This is a genomic window from Bacteroides sp. 3_1_13 (assembly GCF_001185845.1).
Lineage (GTDB): Bacteria > Bacteroidota > Bacteroidia > Bacteroidales > Bacteroidaceae > Bacteroides > Bacteroides xylanisolvens.
Window position 1 is genome coordinate 1,273,213 of record NZ_KQ236955.1, and the last position, 21,292, is coordinate 1,294,504.

Genomic DNA, 21,292 nt, shown 5'->3' on the forward strand with positions numbered 1-21,292 from the left:
CGTTTAAGATTGTTTTCTGTCTAATTAAATGAACTCAACATTTTATCCTTGTCGTATCCTATGTATTCATAGCGTTCTATCCGGACACCTTGATTCTTTGCGGTAATACATGGGCTTGTGCCATTCCATGGGCTATCCATCCACCATTCTTCTACTAGTAGCTTCCTTTGAGTTGAAGAGCTGTCGGTAAATGAGAACTGAACTTTTGAGGCATCTACAGCTCCACCGGAATAACCTAGTACGGAATAAGTACCTGCCAGATTACGCAGATCAACATAAGTGAGCGGACAACCGGATGCATTTAGTGATGTGATGGATTTGCACCGGTTTATATCCAGATATGCTAATCCCGGATTGTTGCTCACATCTATAGAGGTTATCATATACTGATCGCCAGAAATGAATTTGGTTAATCCTGCATTCTTGGCACTGAAAGTCTGAATTCCTTTCTCATCTACCGGACCTGCCGTGTAGCTGGTACTGATTGCGTATTTACTAAGATCGATTTCTCCCAGATTATTTCCATCCAGAATGAGGTTTTTGTATCCGCAGAAGTATTGTAGTCCTTCCAGATTAGTGATTCCCTTATTGCTAAGATCAAGGGTCGTGTTATTCTTGAAGTATTCAGTATTCAGAGCAGCCACTGTCAGAACTTTATCTCCATCGAATACATCCGGAACCAATGCTTTGAGTGCGTTTCGTAGATTGATATCAGGAATTTCTCCATACTTTTTCATTGTCTTCTGATATTTTCCGTAACTGTAATAGTAGTTGTTGTTTCCATCGGGATAGTCGTGCATCCAGTCGTACCCTTCCACTGTCACTCCATTATTGATGGCATCTACGATAGAACCGCTATTGCTGTAGTATGAGTCCATCCACCAGGATTCCATTTTCAGGAGTCGTTCTTTACTTGCGTCATCGCTGAAAGTAAATTTGAAGTCTGTGCTGTTGTAGTTCAGACATCCGCCATAGATACTGTGGTAATTGCGTACATCCAGATATACCAGTTTACAGTTTAGAGCAGAGAACTTCTCAATGTTATAACAATAATACAGGTCGACAGATTCTAGTTTGGTACTTCCATCTATGTTGAGAGATACCAATGTCGTGTTCGGCTGTTCCGAAGTGGCTAGTTCCAGTTTGGTCAGACCAGTGTTTTGTGCAGTCAGTTCAGACAGTCTGGATAGTACTTCTGCAGGAATTTCACTGATATCATTATTGTTGCAGATCAGTTTCCGAATGTTGCTGAAATATTCGAGTCCCTCCAGAGAAGTGATATTTTTATCGCTGATATTTAGTGTGCCATCAGTGAAAGTGACATATTTAGCACTGGAAGATATCTTTTCTCCTTTAAATATATCAGGGAAAAGAGCAGACAAGGCATTACGCAGGTTTTCGTCGGGCATAACTCCAACAGTACTGTTGATGACGCCTAATGTTCGCATTTTGCTACCGCGTACCAATACAAGTCCATAAGAATCTTTGGTGGCCGTAGAGGGGTAAAGTACCGTGATATGATCGGATTGTACTTCTCTGGTTTCCATGTAGATGGGCTGTTCGGTTCCTCCTGAAAGGGGAGAAAGAGCCAGTACATCACAGTCGATAAAGCCATTTCCCTGAATGGTAATCTCTGTGCCCAGGGATTCTTCCGAAATATCCGGAAGCACTACATTGGTTACTCCTAGGTCTGTGCCTAACTTTTCGTCTTCACATCCCAAAAGGAATACCATTCCAAGCATTAATAAAATGTAGAAATGTGTTTTCATAAATACTATTTGTTTAATGAATAAATAGAGTACATAGTTATTCTTGTTTTAAGACGATCACAGAATGAGCCGGAAGTAAACATAGAATTTTATCGTTCACTTTGAGAGGCTGGGCGTCCGGAGCCAACATTTGGTCTGTGGTAGGTAAACCGTCTTTGATATAACGGTAAACCTGATAATTCCCTTTGGTTTGCGTATGTTGGTTGATGAGGCTTATTGCTTTCTCCTGGTCCATTCCATTGGCGAAAACATATACCCATTTGCCATTTGTGTTTCGAACAGCAGTTCCTGCATACCATTCTTCCGGTGTTGCTATCGGATAGATTTCAGCTCCCGGGCGTATGAAACGTGTCAACAGAGAATAGGCATAGTACTGTGGGCGTACCTCGTAATCACTTTTGATATCGTTGTAGTATGGTTCCGAAGCGTATGTTTTCTTTACATACTTCCATAAACCCAGTTGCTGCATTGCTCCGTAGTCTGCATCCTTACCATAGTATTGGTCTATCAGGCTCCAATAGCTAACACCGCTTGCTCCTGCATTGAGTAGATTGATGGCTATGCGTGTCATGAGTACTCCTCGTTCATACAAGTCGATATCTTTTTGTCTGGTGGCACCTACGCATTGATTACCTCCGAATTCACCGATGAAATGGGCTTTTCCAACTGAAGAGGCCAATTGAGAGTTTTGTTTTTCCCAATCCAGAATTGTGGAGTTCGGAGTTTCGTAGCCGAAGATATAGGTGTGGGAGTTGAATACGTCAGCAACGTTCGCCAGTCCTTTCGTGCAGGCTGCCAGATATTTATGCGTTCCTGTACCTCCGTCTGAATTGTCAGAAAGGCTGAAATGTACTTTATTTCTTATTCCATCCTCTTTGAAACGTCTGTCGAGTACTTTACACATTTCAATATAGTCGGCGGTGGGAGCAGCTTTACCTTTGATGATATATGACCAATCTGGTTCGTTGATCGGAGTAATCTCTTTGACGCACGTGTATTTTTTGTTGTTGAGCAGGTGTTGTACAAGTGCGGAAAAGTTCTCGCTCCATTCTTCATAGTTAGTCGGGGCTACTACCCAGTTACCATAATTCCCTTCGGCCAGGAAATGTCCCGGAGGGGCTCCCCAAAGTACAAGGGTGACTTCCATTTTCTGTTCTTGTGCCATATCCAATACTTTGTAGAGTGATTGCATTTCTACAGAGTTGAAAGTGAAATTATGCCAGTCGATTTTGGATGCATCCGGATTGTCATTCTTTGGCTCATACCATTGTGGCATCACCATCACCCGTAAGCTTTGCAGTCCCATTTCTTTGACACGTTTCACAACGATGCGATCCCAGTCTTCAGCTTTAGCTCCATCATTGCGGGTCACATTTTGTGAGAGAAAGTGGGGATCTAGTTCTGCACCTATAGCACGGAGCTTTACACCGGTTTTCTTTCCTACAGAAAGTTTCTGTATGGCAGTTGTTGAACTTTGGTATTTGATTATCAGACAACTTTGCGGGTTATCCAGTGTCAGCGTGAAGCCGTTAGCCAGTTCTTTACCGGTTTTCTTTATAGCTTCTCCTGTATCTTTATTGGTGAGTATATAAGTGTGGTCAGGGTGTAGCCCTGATAAATTGACAGTATAGCTCTTGTCCGGATTGTCTTTGCGGCGGAAAGCTACGATGTATCCGCTGTCATCCGACGGACGATAAAGTTGGTATGCTAGCCAGATATTTTCCGAAGTAATGTTGTTTATTCCACTCAACGGATAGTAATCTTCATAGAAATAGGGGCGGAGTTCTTTGAACTCTGCCTGGCGGTCGCGCATATCATAGATGGATTGTCCGGCTTCGGTTATTTTCCAGTTGTAGATAATAGAGGTTCCGAGGCTGGAACGGAAAGTGAATTTATCGGCACTCACAGTTCCTGTACCATGCAGGGGAAGGTATAAGTTCAATCCGTAAGTATGGCATTGATAGCCGATTGGTTCTCCATAACTGTAATCTGTTCTCCACATCGGTGCACTGCGTGAGATACTTTCGAGGTCAATACGGCGTCCGCCACTGGCACAATTATCAACCAGCAAGCCCGGAAAGCGGTTCAGCAGATATTCCCAGAAAGAATAAAGTCCTTCAATGTATCGGATTTCGCAGATACCTTGTCTGCCAGGTTCATCATTGGCAGCCCAGAAACCTTCCGGCTCTATATTGAAATCCTGGCGGTAGTAGTCTATGCCATTTTCTTCGAGGAAGTCTCCGATATATTTACTCATCCATCGACATGCCTCCGGATTTCCGAGATTGAATAGATAAGAGTCGTGCTCACCATCTTTTGTCCAGTCTTCCTGTTTGGCTTTTCCTCTGGCATCCAACATCCATTGAGGGTGTTGCAGTGCCCAAGCTGAGCCTTTCATAACACGCTCCGGTTCAAACCATACCATGAACTTGGAACCAACTCTATGCACTTCGTCGGCGATGGGGCGTAATCCTTCGGGGAAACGAATAGAGTCGACGGTCCAGTTTCCTACGGTGTTCGCCCAATTCTTATGATTGGCTACATCTGCAGAGTGATTGTACCATCCGGCATCCAGCCAGAATACTTCGGGTACTAATTTGAATTGTTCATACCGTTTCACCATAGCAATGGCATAATCTGTAGTCAGGCAGGTATATTCATTACAGGGAGTAGGATCACCGTAGTTGAAACTGGTCGATATTGGATATACGGTCGGTTTACCACCTACTTTCCAAGTGTGGTGGGCTTGCACGAAACGGCGGAACTGGTTGTGTCCTTTCATCCGGTCGGAACCGTTCCAGAATGACAGGCATACACTGGAAGTGCGGATGCTCTCTTCCGGATACAGATAGGTTTTCAAACGTTCAATTCCGGAGGTAAGCGCTACGCTTTGCTGGTCTGCACAGCGCACATCGGCAAACCAGGTTCCTGTCCATCCGATGGCTACGATAACTCCTTGATTAGCCGGAGATTCAATATTGAAGAATGGCATACGCATTTGTGAAGAGCGTCCACCTTCCGGTCTCATATAAAGATTATCACCCGGAGACAAGATTGTAAGTTGCTGGCTGAAATCTGATTTGGATGCATGGCTGCCTTCGGAATGATGAAGGTTGAATGCTCCCGGATGCTGGTAGCGGAATGTGATATCAGACACTTTTATGTTGGCAATCTCCGGCGTATTTTTCTTTCCCTGGTTGGTGAAACGGAGTACCCATTCCACCGTATTGAAGTCGGTAAAGCCTTTCACTTCACATTCGACTTTTAATCCTCCGGATGGTTCACGATAAGTATAAAGGTATTTCAGAACCTTGGGATCGTCACTTTTCTGACGCGTAGCCGTATAAGACCAGCTTTTGATAAATTCCTGTGAAGGTTTACCTCCATATTCGAAAGAGAAAGGAGGGACCACACCGCGGGCAAAGTGGGTGGTTATCCATTGGCTGGTGTTTACCGGGCGGTCGCTCATGCGGGCTACCGTCTGTCCTGTTCCATTATGAGGGAACAGAAGCAGAATGAATAGATAATATAGTATTCTTTTTTTCATTCTTTATTCGGTTTTTCGTTGGTAACTTTATATTTTAGTAATAAGGAACTATGTGGCTTTTCGAGGATCAGTGGCAACTGACTGGTCAGTTCTTTTCCCTGATAGATTTTGCTCTGTCGGCTATCCATGTCTGTCACTGTATAGTATTTTTCCGGATCCACTCCTGAAAGTCTGACGGTGATTTTTTTGTCTTTGGAGGCGGTTCTGCGGAAAGCAACGATAATACCACTGTCGTCCGACGGACGATGCATTTGATAGGCTAGCCAGATATTATCCCGCGTCATGTCTTCTGTACCCGTCAGTGGGTAATAATCTTCGTAATAGTAAGGTCTGATTTCGTGGAATTCTTTCAGACAACGTTGCATTTCGTAAACGGAGGCATTTTTATCGGTTATTTTCCAGTTATAAATCAAAGCTGTGCTGACGCTTGAGCGGAAAGAATACGGATCGGTCTGTAAACTACCTGTTCCATGTAAAGGTAGGAAGAAATTCAGGCCATACGTGTGACATTGGTAGCCGTCCGGATCGTCGTAATGATAATAATCACTCCTCCATAGTGGTGCGCTTCGGCCGATTGTTTCCCAGTCAATACGTCGTCCCCCACTGGCACAGTTGTCTATGAGCAGGTTCGGGAATCGGCTCAGCAGATAATCCCAGAAGTAGTATAGTCCTTCGATGTGTCGTATCTCTTTCATTCCTGTACGTCCGGGCTCATCGTTGGCTGCCCAGTAGATATCCGGCTGCATATTGAAATCCTGACGGTAATAGTCTATGCCGTTTTCTTCGAGCATATCGCCTATATATTTACTCATCCAGTGGCAGGCTTCCGGATTTCCCAGATCGAACAGTAGGTAGGTGTCATTGTTGTGTTCGGGAATGTCGAGCATCCAGTCGGGGTGTTCTACTGCCCATTGGGTACCACGGATGACACGCTCGGGTTCGAACCAGACCATGAATTTAGCTCCTACTTTGTGTATTTCGTCGGCTACAGGACGAAGTCCTTTGGGGAAGCGCAATGTATCTACAGTCCAGTTACCGGCTGTGTTGGCCCAGGTCTTGCCATGTTCGAAGTCTGCAGCATCGGTGTTCCATCCGGCATCCAGCCAGAATACTTCGGGTTTCAATCCGAACTGTATGTAACGTTTCACCATGGCAATGGCATAATCGGCTGTCAGGCATGAGTATTCCGTACAAGGTGCGGGGTCCCGATAGTTGAATCCGCTGGAAAGAGGATATTCGGCAAATTTTCCGTTGATTTTCCGTGACTTGTGTGCCAGGACAAAACGGCGGAATTTATTGTGTCCTGCCATCCGGTCGATATTTTCCCAAAACATCAGACTGATACTTGGGGTACGAATTGTTTCCTGTGGACGTAAGTATAATTTCATGGTTTTCATTCCCGAAGCCATGGATATTGTACGATTATCTTGTACGCATACATCTGCATACCAGGTGCCCGACCAGCCTACTCCTAATATGACTCCCTGTCCGGCAGGTGATTCAATGTTGAAGAAAGGAAGATAGTCCCCTTCTGAAGAGCGTCCTCCTTGTGGAGACATCTGTTTGGTTTCACCCGTTGCCAGAGTAACCGAACGTGGATGGAAATCATATTTGGAGATATGGTTTCCGTCTGCATAGTGTAACTTGAATTCTCCTTTAGAAGCGTATTGCATGGCAAGGTCCACTACTTTCACTTGTTCCAGAGTGGGAGAGTTGCTCGTACCTTTGTTGGTGAAGTTCAATACCCATTCGGCAGCCTGATAACTGGGATAGCCTTTTACGGTACATTCTACTTTCAGTCCGTTGGTAGGATTGTAGTAGGTAAAGAGATACTTTATCACATCCGCTTCTTCGGATTCTATCTTTTGCTGGGAATAGTCCCATTGGCGGATAAATTCTGCGGAAGGTTTCCCGTCACATATAAACGAGAACGGAGGTGTTTTTCCTTTAGCGAATTGTTTCTGAATCCATTTTTCGATTTCAGGAATGTGTTTGGAGATTTTAGCCGTCGTCTGACCCACGGCTATGATGCTCCACACACTCATAATCAGTAATGAGAACAGGAATTTCGATTCGATTTTCTTGAAATGTTTCATTAGAATATAGGTTTATGTGGTTTTTATTTTTCTCATTATTCCGATCAGATAGCACCATACAATGGCAAGTACTATGATTGCAGATAACTGACTGTGGAATGAATCGGTAATTACTCCTAAAATAGGCGGGAGGACGGCACCGCCAGATACACCGACGATAAGAAGTGCAGATACTTCGTTCGCTTTCTCGGGAACACGTTTCAAAGACAGAGAGAAGATGATGGAAAACAGATTGGCATATCCTATCCCGAAAACTGCTACACATCCGAGGATAAACCAGAGATTAGTGCTAATGGTCATCAGTATCAATCCTGCGAGAGCTATCCAGACGCTATAAATATAGAATTTACTTTCTGAATATTTCATCAGTAGGATACCACCCAAAAAGGCTCCTACAGTGCGGGCGAAGAAATACACACTATTTCCCATTCCTGCATCTGTCAGTGGTAGATCACAACGTTCCATCAGGAATTTAGGGAAAGTCATATTGATACCTACGTCTACACCTACCAGCACGAGAATACCGATAAAGAAAGCAAGAATGTATTTGTCTTTGAATAATTCAAGAGTGACTTTGAAAGAAATGTTCTTCCGTTCCTGTTGTTTTTCTTGTATAGGGGTAAGCCATAGCCATATCAAAGCGAGCAGTGACAGTCCGGCATAAACGGGGAATATCATTTTCCATCCGAAAAAACTACCAGTCACCCAAGCTGCCAGGATAGGACCCAGGAATGAACTGACTGCTTTGACAAATTGTCCTAGGGTTAATGTACCTGTCAACTTATCGTTTGCAACGACATCCGTTACTAATGGGTTGAGTGAAACTTGCAATAGAGTGTTACCGATACCTATCAAGGCAAATGCGATTAATATGGCGGTAAAGTCATATGCAACGAGTGGAAGGCACATAGCTAATACATGGAATGCGAAGCTAAGTAATACGGTTTTCTTGCGTCCGATGCGATTCATTAACATTCCGGTGGGAATAGAAAGCACCAGGAACCACAAGAAACAGGATAGAGAGATGAGATTAACCATCGTATCGGTGAGATGGCTGAAATCATTCTTCACATAGCTCGTGGTTATTCCGACAATGTCAACAAATCCCATAACGAAGAATCCGAACATGACGGAGAGCATTTTTACTATGGATATTTCTTTTTTCATTCGTGTACTTTTGATGATAAATTACTTGGTTGGTGGGCATATATATCCAGCACGGCGGATATATATGGCTAACATGGTGAATATATATGCCCAATACGGTGTATATATATCCCCACTAAATGGGGGGTATATACTTCTATTTTTGTACTAATACCCTGATTGATGAACGAGATAATTTAAGTTTTAGGTTATTCTCTTGCGTGTTGACCGTTTCTGTTGATTCTATAAGATTATCACCTTCCGGTAGGCGTCCTTCCATATATTTGTAGACATTGTATTCTCCATTGGCACCTTCTTTATCATTTTCCAACTGTATCATCTTGTCTTTGTCTGTAGCGTTGGAAAGTACATACGTCCATTTTCCCTCTGTGTTGAGAAAAGCACTTCCGGCTATCAACTCGTCGCCGAGATCCAATGGATATACTTCGTCGCCCTGGCGGACAAAACGTGTCAACAGACTATATGCATAGTATTGAGGACGTACCTCGTAGTCTTCCTTGATTTTGGAATATACATCTGGGTCTTCGGTATAAGCGGATTTTAGATATTTCCATAAACCGAGTTGCTGCATTTCCGAATAGGAGGCATTGCGGTTATAATATTGATCGATCAGACTCCAGTAGCTTACTCCGCAAGCACCGGCATTCAGATAGTTCAGAGCAACGCGGATTATCTGTACCCCTCGCGTATACGTGTCTATACCATATTGACGGGCACTTCCGTATCCAGGAAAACCGAATTCTCCAACAAAATGTCTTTTACCTCCTGCAGAAGCTATATTTTGACGTTCCCAATTTACGAGAGTCGAATTAGGGGTGTTGTAGTCAAACTTGTATACATGAGAGTTATACAGGTCGGCTTCATCGTTTGTGAAAGCGGAAACACAGGCAGCGATATATCCGGGTGTACCGTCTGTATTGTCAGAAAGGTTGAAGTGTACCTTACTGCGTATTCCATCTGCTTTAAACTTGGCATCCAGTGCTTTCACCATGGGGGCGTAGGTGTCCTGCCAACCCATGGTTTCAAAATCACCTTGCCACATGATGCGGCCGTAACCTGCTATATGACTGTCAGGTTCATTGAATGGAGTAATTTGATTGATACAGGTATAATGCTTTTCTTCAATCAGGTATTTCACCATTGTGGAGAAGTTTTCAGCAAATTCTTCATAGTTATCTATACCGGCAATCCAACCCGGATTAACGTTATAACTTCGTGCATCACACAAGAAATGCTTTTGACCATTGTTAATGCCTGATAGTAAGTCGATATTGGTTATGGCTCCCCATACGACTAATGTCACTCCGATATTATTCTCCTGGGCCAGATCCAATACTTTGTATACAGATTGCATTTCTTCCGAATCAAAAGTGAATTTGCTCATATCCGCGACATTAGGATCGTTGTTGTCATTGGAGGGTTCCCACCATTGTGGCTGCATCATGATTCGGAATTGTTGTACTTTCATTTTCTTTACCCGTTGTACAACTATATTTTCCCAATCTTCAGCCTTTGAACCATCATTGCGGGTGATGTTTTGTGAGAAGAAGTGTGGATCCATCTCGACACCGATAGCATGAACCGGAGTTCCTGTTGAATTCCCTACTGCAACAGGATAATAGTTGCAAGCCGGGCAATCGTCATATTTGTTATAATCATCCGAGCAGGCGGACATTCCCCAAAGTGTGCAAACAATACTCAATAGAGTTTTACTGATATGTGTCATTTTCATTGCCATATTGATTAAATTTAGTAGGTTATTATTCAAAGCCTAATTCTGCCTCAATTGCCTGAATCAGAATGTGGATAACTTTGATGTGAATTTCTTGTATTCTGTCGGAATGTGCTGCTCGTGGCGCGCAGACTGCAATGTCTGCCAGTCGTGACAGTTCATTCTCTCCTTTTGAAGTCAGCGCTATCACTTTCATTCCATTGTTGTGTGCTTGTACGGCAGCTTTCAGTATGTTCTCGGAATGTCCGCTTGTGCTGATGGCCAATAATACATCTCCCTTACATCCCATAGCTTCTACATAGCGGGAGAAGATCTCGTTGAACGAAAAATCATTTCCCACACAGGTCATGTAAGCCGGGTCATTGATTGCAATTGCCGGTAGCGGGATGCGGTTGTTGCGGTAACGTCCGGTTAGTTCTTCTGCAAAGTGGGTGGCGTCACATAAAGAACCTCCATTACCACAGCTGATAATCTTATTTCCGGCTTTTAATGCTTCGGCGCAGGTAGAGGCTGCCTGTGAAATAATCCCGACTGTTGTTGTTTCCTCAAGAAAGCTCTCCAACGTTTGCCGAGCCTCTTCCAGTGTTGTTTCAATAAGCTCTTTCATAATAGTTAATCGGTTAAGTTAGCGGCTACAGAAAGAGCTGCATAATCTCCTATCTGCTCTCCCAAGGCGGCTGGTTTCACTTTACATACTCTGTTTGCACAGGATAATGCTTCCTGATCGATTATCTTTTGCATGATGGGTTCCATCATATTTTTATTCCGGGTATAGATGCCACCTATCACAATGACTTCCGGATTCAAGATATCGATCACCATGGATAATCCTTTTCCCAGATAAATAGCAGACGTCTCATATATGCTTTGGGCTAATTTATCACCTTTGGCAGCTTCTTCAGCCACTTTTCGGGCAGTAAGCTGATCTAGTTCCTGTAAGGTACACCATTCAACTTTCTGTCCGGTCTGCAATTTCTCCATCACATACATTTTGGAGAGTTGAGCAATACCTCCACCGCTGGCAAATCCCTCAAAAGAGCCCTTTTTACCGTAACCTATCGGACCGAAATCCGACAGGCGGATATGTCCCAGTTCTCCGGCATTGTCATTGGTGCCCGTATACAGTTTGCCATTTAATATTAATCCTGCTCCCAGTCCCGTACCGAATGTGAGAAAGACCATATTCTTAGTTCCTTTTCCTGCTCCGAACTTCCATTCGGCTAAAGCACAGGCATTGGCATCATTGTGTAGATTGGTTTTAATGCCCGTCTTTTTTTCCACCATTGCCACAATGGGGATGTTGTCCCATCCCGGTAGGTTAGGGGGAGACATCACGATGCCTGTTTCACTGTTGAGAGGACCTCCGCAACAGATTCCAATCGCTTTTGTGTTAGTAGGGGTTAGCTGGTGGAGGTTCATCATCTTTTCGGTTTCACAGAGAATTCTGTCTATTGTTTCGTCGACTGTGGTCGTATCAAATTTCTTTTTGTCGATGATATGTAGCTCGTCGTTTTCTTTGATACCGTAGATGATGGCGCATTTGGTGCCTCCTACGTCAATTCCTAACAAGTTCTCTTTCATAACTATTATTTTTTAGCGTATAATCCGGTTTTTTGTAACAGCCGCTTGTATTCTTTCAAGTTGAAAGGTGCCTTGCCGTATAGGTAATGATTCATGAATTTCTGATTACCGATCTGGTATTGGATCAGATAGATTCCTTGACCGCTTTCTTCCGGTAGTGAGGCTATTCTGACCTTTTGATTGGCTGGAATACGGAAAGTGCTCTCATAGATTTTACGTCCCGAGGATGCATCTGTTACCGTTACATTACCACTTTGTACGTTGCGTGTGTCATTCGTTCCTATCAGTGGGTAATTTCCGCCTTCTGCATCATTGATTAGTACACAAACATCCTGTTGAACATTCTTGATGAAATAATATGCCATCTTCTTTGAATTGTAGTAGTCAACAATCGCATCAGAGATCACTGGCCATCCATCCCGCAGGTTCCACCAGACAATACCAGTCTTGTCGTCAAACTTCTTTCCACGCCACATTTCTATGAAATATTTCATAGCTTCTGCCTGTACGGATTGAGAAGCGAATATAAAATCATCCAGTTTGGAGGGAACTTCACCAAAAAGTAAACGTACCTGATTAATCATAAGATTATTGCGATCGAATGTCTTTCCCCATTCTGGGAATCTACGAACAGATTTGGTAACCCATTCATCATTCCATTCATGATTTTTTGTCCAGGGATATACGGCATCTTTTGTCATCATTTTCTGGAGACTTTCTAAATTAGGGCAGCCGTGATAGCCGATTTCACTGACAAAGCAGCAGGTAGCATCCGTATAGAATTTGTCTTTGTAATATCCTCTGGGACCCCATAAATGGTTTTCTGGTAAATATTGGTCAGCACTTCCTCTTTCATATACCGCTTGGCTGTAGTAAGGAGAGCTGGGAAGATAAGGGCGAGTAGGGTCAAACTCATAAATAACTGCCGGGAGGACCTTGCGGCTAACTACATCCTGATTTGGATTAATATTAAATGGTTGCAAAGACCAGCGCAGTGCACAATCGTCTTCATTATTTCCTGACCATAAAACGAGTGATGGATGATTGCGTAACTTGCATACAACGGAAATGGCCTCTTCTTCCAATGCTTGTGTAAATGAGCTGCGTTGAGGATAGAAAGTACATCCCATCGTAAAATCCTGCCATACCATAATGCCGTTTTCATCGCATAAATTAAAGAAATGATGATCTTCATACACGTTGCCACCCCAACAACGTATCATATTGCAGTTTAATTCTACAGCCATGCGGATAGATTCGTCTACGAAAGAATGATCCCGGCTATGGAGTGCATCCATGGGTACCCAATTGGTTCCGTGAATAAAAATAGGTTCTCCATTGACTATGAAACAGAATTTACCCGGATGATCCGGTGGGAGGTTGATGTCTGTAATGTCTAGTTGAATCGTGCGGAGGCCTACCCGTTTATTATCTGTTGATAAAATAGTGCCGTCAGAATCTACTAACTCTACTTTTGCATCATATAAAGCCGGTTCTCCATATCCTCTTGGCCACCATAAATCAGCATTCTTGATTTCCATTATATATCGGAATGCTGGGGAAACGACAACAGAGCTTCCTTTATATATTTCTTTCCCATGGCGACTTAATGTATATACGGCTTTCACTTTGTCGAACTTTTCGAAAGGTAGTTTTACTTGTACATCAGTATACAAACGTACATTTCTGGTAGCAGTGTCTACATTGGCGACCATATAGTGAACATCTGTGAGACGTGCCGGATTCAATACGCGTAATTCTACATCTCTCCACAAACCTGCACTGACTAATCGTGGCAGAATGTCCCATCCATAGGTGTGCGGAGCTTTTCTGATGAATACGGATTCTTCAGACGGGAAGTTTCCAATACTGAATGTCCCTAACAGATGTTTTTGTCCTTCAATAACAGATGAACGGAGTATCACTTGGAGTTGATTGCTTTCTCCTGCTTTTATTTCTTTAGTTACATTAAAAGCATGTTCAATCATCATATTTTCTGCTTTGCCAATGTGCTTTCCATTCAGCCATATATCGGCCAGACAGTCTATTCCGGCAAAGAAGAGTTGATATTGTTGTCCTGGTTTTAGTTGTGGCGCTACGAATGATTTGGAATAACACCATTGATAGCCTTCCCATTTGCGTAATTCATTTACATTACTGCCAATCATCGGATCTTTAATTAAGTTGGCAGCCATTAGGTCTAGTTCTACATTACCGGGGACTTGGGCTGATAGATGTTTCACTTCAGCTAGTTGCATGTCCTTGGGCGAAGTTATAGGTTCTTCAGGTTGCATCCAATAAGAGAGTTCCCATGTTCCATTTAAGGAGATGGAACTACCGGAATCGGCAAAAACACCACTTGTACAAGTGAGAAATATCAAAAATAGCAGTGTACTGATTTTATTCATTGTTAATAGATTTGATTGATGGTGTGACAAAGTAACTAGTGTTATATTTTTATAGTATTACATAACGGTCTCATTTTTGATTCTTTATATACCTCTATTAAACCTCCTTTCTTTTGTTTCAATTAAAATGTGAGTTGATGTTTTCCTGACCTTAAATCTATCTTTTTACCATTATATTCTACTGTTGCATTCGTATTGACTGGGATCGTGACTTTGAGAATCACTTGTTCTCCTTTACGTTCCCATTCAGAACGAATGATTCCGTTTACAGATTTATATTCTGCTTTTACCCAGTCAAGACCTTTTACGAAATGAGGTTGGATAAGAATATGTTTGAATCCGGGTTTCTGTTCATCATAATTAATGCCTGCCAATATATTGTACATCCATGCATTAATGTCTCCAAGAAACATGTGATTTACGGAGGCATCTCTAAATTCAGGTGAAAGTATCCATGTTTCTGCTAGTGTAGTGAAACCTTGTTTTATCCAATTGCCCCAAGATGGAGCTTCTTCTTGTGCGGCCATCTGATATGCCAAGTCAGCATATCCATATTTGGAAAGCATCCGCAGGACTGTTTTACTGCCTAAAACTCCAAAATCGAGCAGGTTTTTATTGGCTTTTATCATCGTAGAAAGATTATCTGCAACCTGCTGTTCGTATTCTTTAGGAACGATTCCAAGGTATAAGGCAACTCCTTGTGCTGCTTGCGAACCATTGGCATAAATAGCTTTGGATGTGTCGAAGTATTTGTGATTGATAAGCAATTTCAATTCTTCTGCTTTCTTAGCATAACTACTACCATCTTTTCCAATGAGTTCTGCAAATTTAGCCATATACAGATTGTCTAAATAATAATAGCAGGTAGTGGTGAATTCTGTAGGGGTTTGTGTTTTATGGAATACCCAGTCACCAATTCCGTAAGTTACGGTTCCTTCCGCGTCCTCGCGTCCTGCGAGGTAGGCAAGGTATTTGGTGCATACAGGCCATAGTTTTTCGATGCTTCTTGTATCTCCATAGTAGTGGTAAATTGCCATTGGCACGATAAACATGGCAGCATCCCATACAGGACCTATCCAGTCATCATAGCCCCATCCGGAACTAGGAATGATTCCCGATATACGTCCTTCTTCATTTTGATTATCAATCATATCATCCAGCCATTTTTCATAGAAAGTAATACCATCGAAGTTTAATAATCCTAAATCCATTGTTATGTGTGCATCGGCAGTCCATCCATTTTTCTCTCGTTGGGGACAGTCAGTCGGGATACTCATCAGATTTGATAAATATGATTGATTAGCAGCTTTCCATATTTTATTTAATAGTTCATTTGAACAACTGAATTTACCAACAGGAGGAACAGCCGTATGTATGAATTGAGCGGTTAAGCTCTCTTTAGTAAGTTTTACAGGACGATCTGAACGAACTTCTACATATTGAAATCCATGATATGTAAAATCTGGAGTGAATGTACCTTGTTTTCCGTCCAATATATAAGTGTCTGTTTGAAAAGCGAGGCCAGGTAATGGTTTGTAGTAAATATCTAAGTTGCGCATTTCCAAGCGTCCGTTATCTTTTAGCAATTCGCCGTGTTGCATACTGACTTTAGTGCCTTTCTTGCCATTGATAGAAAGAGTACAGACCCCTGACATATTAACTCCAAAATCGTATACATAGACTGTATCACCAAAAGAACGCATATTGATTGGAGTGATAAATTGTTCCGTTTCAATAGCAGGCATGTTTTGTGATACTAGTAGGGGAGAAGGGGCAGCCACCTGAATTGCATTTGTCCATTTAGAGTCATCAAAACCCGGTTTGTCCCATCCAGCAATTGCAAGACATGCATCATAGGTATCACCACTATAAATATTGTTTTGTATATAAGGACCGATACTCGTTTTCCAAGTAGAATCTGAATGGATGGTTTGCTTTTCTCCATTTTTATATAATATCTCCATTTCGCAGATCATTCTTGGGCGGTTACGCCAGCGGGCTTGCTCATAGCTCCATGTTGCTACAGGGGCCGATTCGTTGTAGAATCCGTTCCCAAGTATTGCAGATAGTACGTTCTCTCCTTTGAGCAGTTGTGAAGTGACGTCGTATGTGTTATACAGATTTCTTTTATTATAATGAGTAAAACCCGGATTGAGATGTGATGATGTTATTGATTTACCATTTAATGTCATTTTATAATATGCAGCGGCACTTACATATAATCTTGCTTGTTGTATATCATCTTGAGCGATAAACGACTTGCGCAACATGGGCGCTGGCGTATAATCTTTATCATGATTATCAGTAATCCATACTCCTGTCCAGTCACTTTGGTTGAGTTGAGCTGTTTCAAAACTGGATATAGGAGAGATAATCTTATGTTCCTTTGTTTTATCCCATGCTATTACTTGCCAGTAATAACGAGTTCTGGATTTCAATTTTTCTGATCCTTGATAGGTCGCATGAGGAGTATCAGAGTAAATAGTGTCAGATTGCCAGCTATTATCGGATGAGTTTCTCAAATCTTGTTCCCGGGTGGCGATATATAGCTGATAGCTGTCTTGAGAAAACTCTGTTGCATCTTCATTATTGGTTGTGTAATTCCAAGTAAAACGCGGTGCTGGTGAATCAATGCCAATTGGAGAAATTTGATATTCACATCGCATATTTTCAATATCAATGTTGTTACTGCTGCATGCCCATACTAGAAGTCCTAATAGAGCCAGCATGTATTTTTCATTTTTAATTTGGAACTTCATAATTCTGTATCTTTATGTTAATAATTAGAGGGCTATTTTCTTTATTGTTACATTTGTTAATTTGATATCATTATTTATTTTCACTAAACCGGTTAAGTGATTGAAGAAAAAATGTAAAATCATGACTAGGGTAATGAACATGGCAGGACAAGTGTTTCTACTTCTCTTTTTTCGGTCGAATTTTCCAAGCGATATTTGATATCGCCAAGTAGAATCCTTACGGCATTCTTACCGATCTCTTCTATTGGCATTCTTGCGATGTTCATATTAGGTGCTAAGACACGGAATGCTGATACTCCATGAATACAAGCCAATTCATATCCTTTATTTATATTGATTCCTTTTTCATAAAAGTAACGGAATGCTTCCAGAGCCAAAATATGGGTTGTGAAGAAGAACCCATCTACATCAGGTACTTTGCTGAATATTTGATCAAGAGTCTTGAAAACATTCTTCTCATAATCAACAAAGGTCACCTCTCCATATAGATCAGGATCAACGGGTAGGTTGGCTTCAATTAAAGCTCTTGCATACCCTTCTCGTCTCATATTCATTGTGCGGAGATGAGGATTCGTGGTAATAATAGCTATTTTAGATGATCCGTTATCGATCATTTTCTTTACTAACTCGTAGCTACTGCCTTCATTGTCAATAATGATGTAGTTTGTCTGCATCTCAGGAAAGTAGCGGTCAAATAAGACTAATGGATAGCCTTCTTTGACTAGATTCTGTATTTCAATTTTAGAAACTTTTGTGGGGGCTACTATAATTCCATCCACCTGTTTCGCTTTGAATAACCGGATCATTCTGTTTTCTCTTTCTATTTCAGATTCAGAGCTACAAATCATTAATGAATAGCCTTGTGTTTCCGCTTCCTTTTCTATAGAACGGGCAACTTTGGAGTAAAAAGAGTCTGTAATATCCGGTATGATTAATCCGATTGTGCCTGATATACCCGTATTTAGGCTTCTGGCTAATAAATTAGGCTGGTAATTCAACTGTTTGGCGCATTGAAAGACTTTTTCTTGTGTAGCAAGACTAATACCTTTTTCATCCCCCTTACCAGAAAGTACCCAAGAGATTGTTGTCTTGGATAATTTTAAGGTTTCTGCTATGTCTTTAAGGGATGTTTTCATAAACAGTATCTATTTAATCGGTTAAGTGATGGCAAATATATGAAAAAATATCTCATTATATAATAGTTGAGTAATATTTAACTAAATATTATTTTTTGATATAATAATTTGCAATTTAAAAATAACATAGAAATAAGGTGTAAACCAAAGAAAGTAACTATATTTGTATCATTCAAACGAAAGATATATGAAAGTAAAGAAAATTAGTGCGGCTAACGTGGAGGCTTGTTCGCTTCCTAAACTATTCGATGAAGAAAAAATAGATTTTCAGTCGATTCAGTGTGTCAATTGGGCTGAATATCCTTACAAACCTAAAGTGAATTTTCGAATTGCTCACACACAGAACTCGATTTTGCTACATTTTAAAGTGAAAGAGGAGAGTGTACGTGCCAAGTATGGAAAAGATAACGGTTCTGTATGGACTGACTCCTGCGTGGAATTCTTTTCCATACCTGCAGGCGACGGGATCTATTATAATATAGAATGCAATTGCATCGGAACTATTCTGGTGGGTGCCGGACCTGTGCGTAACAACCGCGAACATGCACCGAAAGAGGTGACTGCTCTTGTACAACGCTGGTCTAGTCTGGGTAATCAGCCTTTTGCTGAACGCATCGGTGAAACGGACTGGGAAGTGGCCCTTATTATTCCGTATTCTGTGTTCTTTAAGCACCAGATTGATTCGCTCGACGGAAAGGAGATAAAAGCTAATTTCTATAAATGTGGCGATGAATTGCAGACCCCTCATTTCCTTTCATGGAATCCGATACAGATTGAACAGCCGGATTTCCACCGCCCTGATTTCTTCGGAACGTTGGAGTTTGAATAGTGAATTGAATCTTTGAATTTGAATATAAAAAAGAAGGTTGATACTTGAAAAAGTATCAACCTTCTTTATATGGACTCACTTTGTTTATTTCACAATCCCTCTTTCCGAGTTCTTCACGAAATTTACAATATTCTCGATCTCCTCACTCATAGGAACCTGATCGATGATCTTCTGTACAGCATCCTGAACGCTAAAATTACCCTGATAAATCAAACGGTATGCATTAGCGATGTGACGAAGGATTCTTTCCGATGTATTGTGATGTTGAGAAAGAACTACGGCGTTTACACCGTGATATGCTACCGGATTTCCTGACATGATAACGTACGGAGGTACATCTTTAGATATACGGCATCCGCTCTGTATCAGTGTCCAGCTACCTATATGGCAATACTGGTGCAAGGTGACATTTCCACTTAGGATAACGCAATCATCCAACGTACATTCTCCTGCAATAGTGGTGCCGATACCTACCACACAGTTATTGTTGATTTGTACGTCATGGCAAAGATGTACTTTATCCATCAGGTAGTTTCCGTTTCCGATTTTGGTAGCATTGCCGGCAAATGTAGCGCGGCTGATTACTACATTCTCACGAATATCGTTATTATCTCCGATAATCAGGCTGCTTTCTTCTCCAGTATAGTGGAAATCTTGTGGTTCCGCTCCGAGGACAGCATTCTGATGTACCTTGTTTCCTTTTCCCATTTTAGTACCTTGCAGGATACTAGCGTAAGACATGATGACGCAATCATCCCCGATCTCTACATTCTTTTCAATGTAGGCAAAAGGCAGAACGGTTACATTCTTGCCCAGCTTTGCTTCGGGATCTACGTAAGCTAACGGACTAATCATAATAGTATAAGTTTAAAGTTATTCTTCTCTTCCACCACCCAGTGCCTGGTAAAGGCTTACTACAGCCTGCATCCGATCAAAGCAATCAGAAACCTGTGAAATTTGTGCGCTCAAGTAAGCCTGCTGTGCAGACAATACTTCCAGGTAGGTTGAAGTCCCTAAGTTAAACAATTCTTTTGTATCTTCCGAAGCTTTTTTGGCAGATTCTACTTGCATTTGACGAGATTCTACCTTTTCACTCGTCTTTTGGTATAAACTTAGCGCATTGCTGACTTCACTACCGGCATTCAACAAGGCCTGCTGGAAAGATAATTTCGCTTGTTCTTCCTGCGCTTTGGCAGCTTTCAGACGAGCAATGTTTTGTCCCCGGTAGAACAAAGGCTGTGTCAGCGAACCAATGGCAGAAGCCAACAACTTACCCGGATTTATAATCGCACTTCCGGCGCTGTTTGTCCATCCCGCAGAGCCGCTGAGCGTGATTTGCGGATAGAATGAAGCACGTGCCGAATTTGTATTGTAATAACAACTTGCCAATGACATTTCGGCTGCTTTCACGTCCGGGCGGTTGGATAGCAATTGAATAGGTATACCTGCGGAAAGTTCCGTTGGAAGTACTTGTGCTTCCAATACACCACGTTTGATGGCATGAGGAGCTTCTCCGAGGAAAGTGGACAGGGCATTTTCTGTCTCACGGATGCTTTGTTCAATGTCGGGAATAGTGGCAAGTACTTGCGCATAGGCAGCCTTGCTCTGTTCTACGCCTGCCGAATTGATATTGTACATAGCAGAGTTTTTCATTGCTTCCATTGTCTCGGCATTCTTTTTCAGAATTTCAGCCGTGGCTTTGGTTATTTCCAGTTGGCGGTCCAACATCATTAATGTATAATACATATTGGCGATGTTAGAGACAACTTGTGTTTGTACTGCCTGGCGGTAAGCTTTCATTTGCTTCAGTGTAACTTGCGCATTTCGTTTCGAGTTCAGCAACTGACCGAATAAATCGATTTGCCAACTGGCTGTGACAGGTAATGAATAAGTTTTTGTAGCTGCATTCTTGTCAAAGCTGCTGATCGTTCCTTGCGGAGACAATCCTAATGACGGGGCATAAGCCAGGCGTGCCGACATGAGGGACGCTTCTGCTGCTTTCACATTTTGAGCGGCGGACAAGAGGTCTGTATTTTGTTTCAGTCCCGTTTCGATGAGAGACTGGAGTTGCGGGTCGGTGAAGACTTCTCTCCACGGCAGATTACCGAAGTTGGCTGTATCCGAAACCAGTGTATCATTATCCGCTACCGGATCGCGATACAGGCCGGAAGTAGTGATGTCTTCGGGTCTGTCATACGACTTATAGATGTGGCAGCTGCTCAGGAGAGCAGTTGCGCACAACATATATAGAATCTGTTTCTTCATATC

The 21,292-nt window shown here is 42.1% G+C and carries 13 protein-coding genes; 1 reads left to right on the top strand and 12 read right to left on the bottom strand.

Features of this window, described 5'->3' with window-relative positions; genetic code table 11:
* Window positions 1-20: 20 nt before the first annotated feature.
* The 10 genes from HMPREF9009_RS04635 to HMPREF9009_RS04680 form a co-directional block, all read right to left on the bottom strand.
* Window positions 21-1,769, bottom strand: a complete 1,749-nt coding sequence (locus tag HMPREF9009_RS04635; protein ID WP_049701572.1) for a leucine-rich repeat domain-containing protein — start codon at window positions 1,767-1,769, stop codon at window positions 21-23.
* Between the two features lie 37 nt (window positions 1,770-1,806).
* On the bottom strand, window positions 1,807-5,316 hold the full coding sequence (locus HMPREF9009_RS04640) for an alpha-galactosidase (RefSeq protein ID WP_049701573.1): 3,510 nt from the start codon (window positions 5,314-5,316) through the stop codon (window positions 1,807-1,809).
* Window positions 5,313-7,412, bottom strand: a complete 2,100-nt coding sequence (locus HMPREF9009_RS04645) for a glycoside hydrolase family 36 protein (RefSeq protein WP_049701574.1) — start codon at window positions 7,410-7,412, stop codon at window positions 5,313-5,315. Before HMPREF9009_RS04645 ends, HMPREF9009_RS04640 begins: the two co-directional genes overlap by 4 nt.
* A gap of 12 nt (window positions 7,413-7,424) precedes the next feature.
* Window positions 7,425-8,579: an MFS transporter gene (locus HMPREF9009_RS04650; protein ID WP_008649023.1), complete on the bottom strand. Its 1,155-nt coding sequence runs from the start codon at window positions 8,577-8,579 to the stop codon at window positions 7,425-7,427.
* A 136-nt stretch (window positions 8,580-8,715) separates the two neighbouring features.
* On the bottom strand, window positions 8,716-10,317 hold the full coding sequence (locus HMPREF9009_RS04655; protein ID WP_008641751.1) for a glycoside hydrolase: 1,602 nt from the start codon (window positions 10,315-10,317) through the stop codon (window positions 8,716-8,718).
* 22 nt (window positions 10,318-10,339) lie between these two features.
* The gene (locus HMPREF9009_RS04660; protein WP_004310374.1) at window positions 10,340-10,918 is read right to left on the bottom strand and encodes an SIS domain-containing protein; all 579 of its coding nucleotides are present in this window, start codon (window positions 10,916-10,918) and stop codon (window positions 10,340-10,342) included.
* A 5-nt stretch (window positions 10,919-10,923) separates the two neighbouring features.
* A complete protein-coding gene (locus tag HMPREF9009_RS04665) occupies window positions 10,924-11,892 on the bottom strand; it encodes an ROK family protein (RefSeq protein WP_004310376.1) in 969 nt (322 codons plus the stop codon).
* A 5-nt stretch (window positions 11,893-11,897) separates the two neighbouring features.
* A complete protein-coding gene (locus HMPREF9009_RS04670; RefSeq protein ID WP_009039096.1) occupies window positions 11,898-14,300 on the bottom strand; it encodes a glycoside hydrolase family 2 protein in 2,403 nt (800 codons plus the stop codon).
* A 122-nt stretch (window positions 14,301-14,422) separates the two neighbouring features.
* Window positions 14,423-17,059: a family 78 glycoside hydrolase catalytic domain gene (locus tag HMPREF9009_RS04675; protein ID WP_032849531.1), complete on the bottom strand. Its 2,637-nt coding sequence runs from the start codon at window positions 17,057-17,059 to the stop codon at window positions 14,423-14,425.
* A 125-nt stretch (window positions 17,060-17,184) separates the two neighbouring features.
* A complete protein-coding gene (locus HMPREF9009_RS04680; RefSeq protein ID WP_008023950.1) occupies window positions 17,185-18,195 on the bottom strand; it encodes a LacI family DNA-binding transcriptional regulator in 1,011 nt (336 codons plus the stop codon).
* Between the two features lie 187 nt (window positions 18,196-18,382).
* Here HMPREF9009_RS04680 and HMPREF9009_RS04685 point away from each other — a divergent pair, with 187 nt between their 5' ends.
* Window positions 18,383-19,024, top strand: a complete 642-nt coding sequence (locus HMPREF9009_RS04685; protein ID WP_004310385.1) for a carbohydrate-binding family 9-like protein — start codon at window positions 18,383-18,385, stop codon at window positions 19,022-19,024.
* An 84-nt stretch (window positions 19,025-19,108) separates the two neighbouring features.
* On the opposite strand, the gene lpxA is transcribed toward HMPREF9009_RS04685, so the two are convergent.
* A complete protein-coding gene (gene lpxA / locus HMPREF9009_RS04690) occupies window positions 19,109-19,879 on the bottom strand; it encodes an acyl-ACP--UDP-N-acetylglucosamine O-acyltransferase (RefSeq protein ID WP_008023953.1) in 771 nt (256 codons plus the stop codon).
* A gap of 18 nt (window positions 19,880-19,897) precedes the next feature.
* A complete protein-coding gene (locus HMPREF9009_RS04695; RefSeq protein ID WP_049702253.1) occupies window positions 19,898-21,289 on the bottom strand; it encodes an efflux transporter outer membrane subunit in 1,392 nt (463 codons plus the stop codon).
* Window positions 21,290-21,292: the final 3 nt, after the last annotated feature.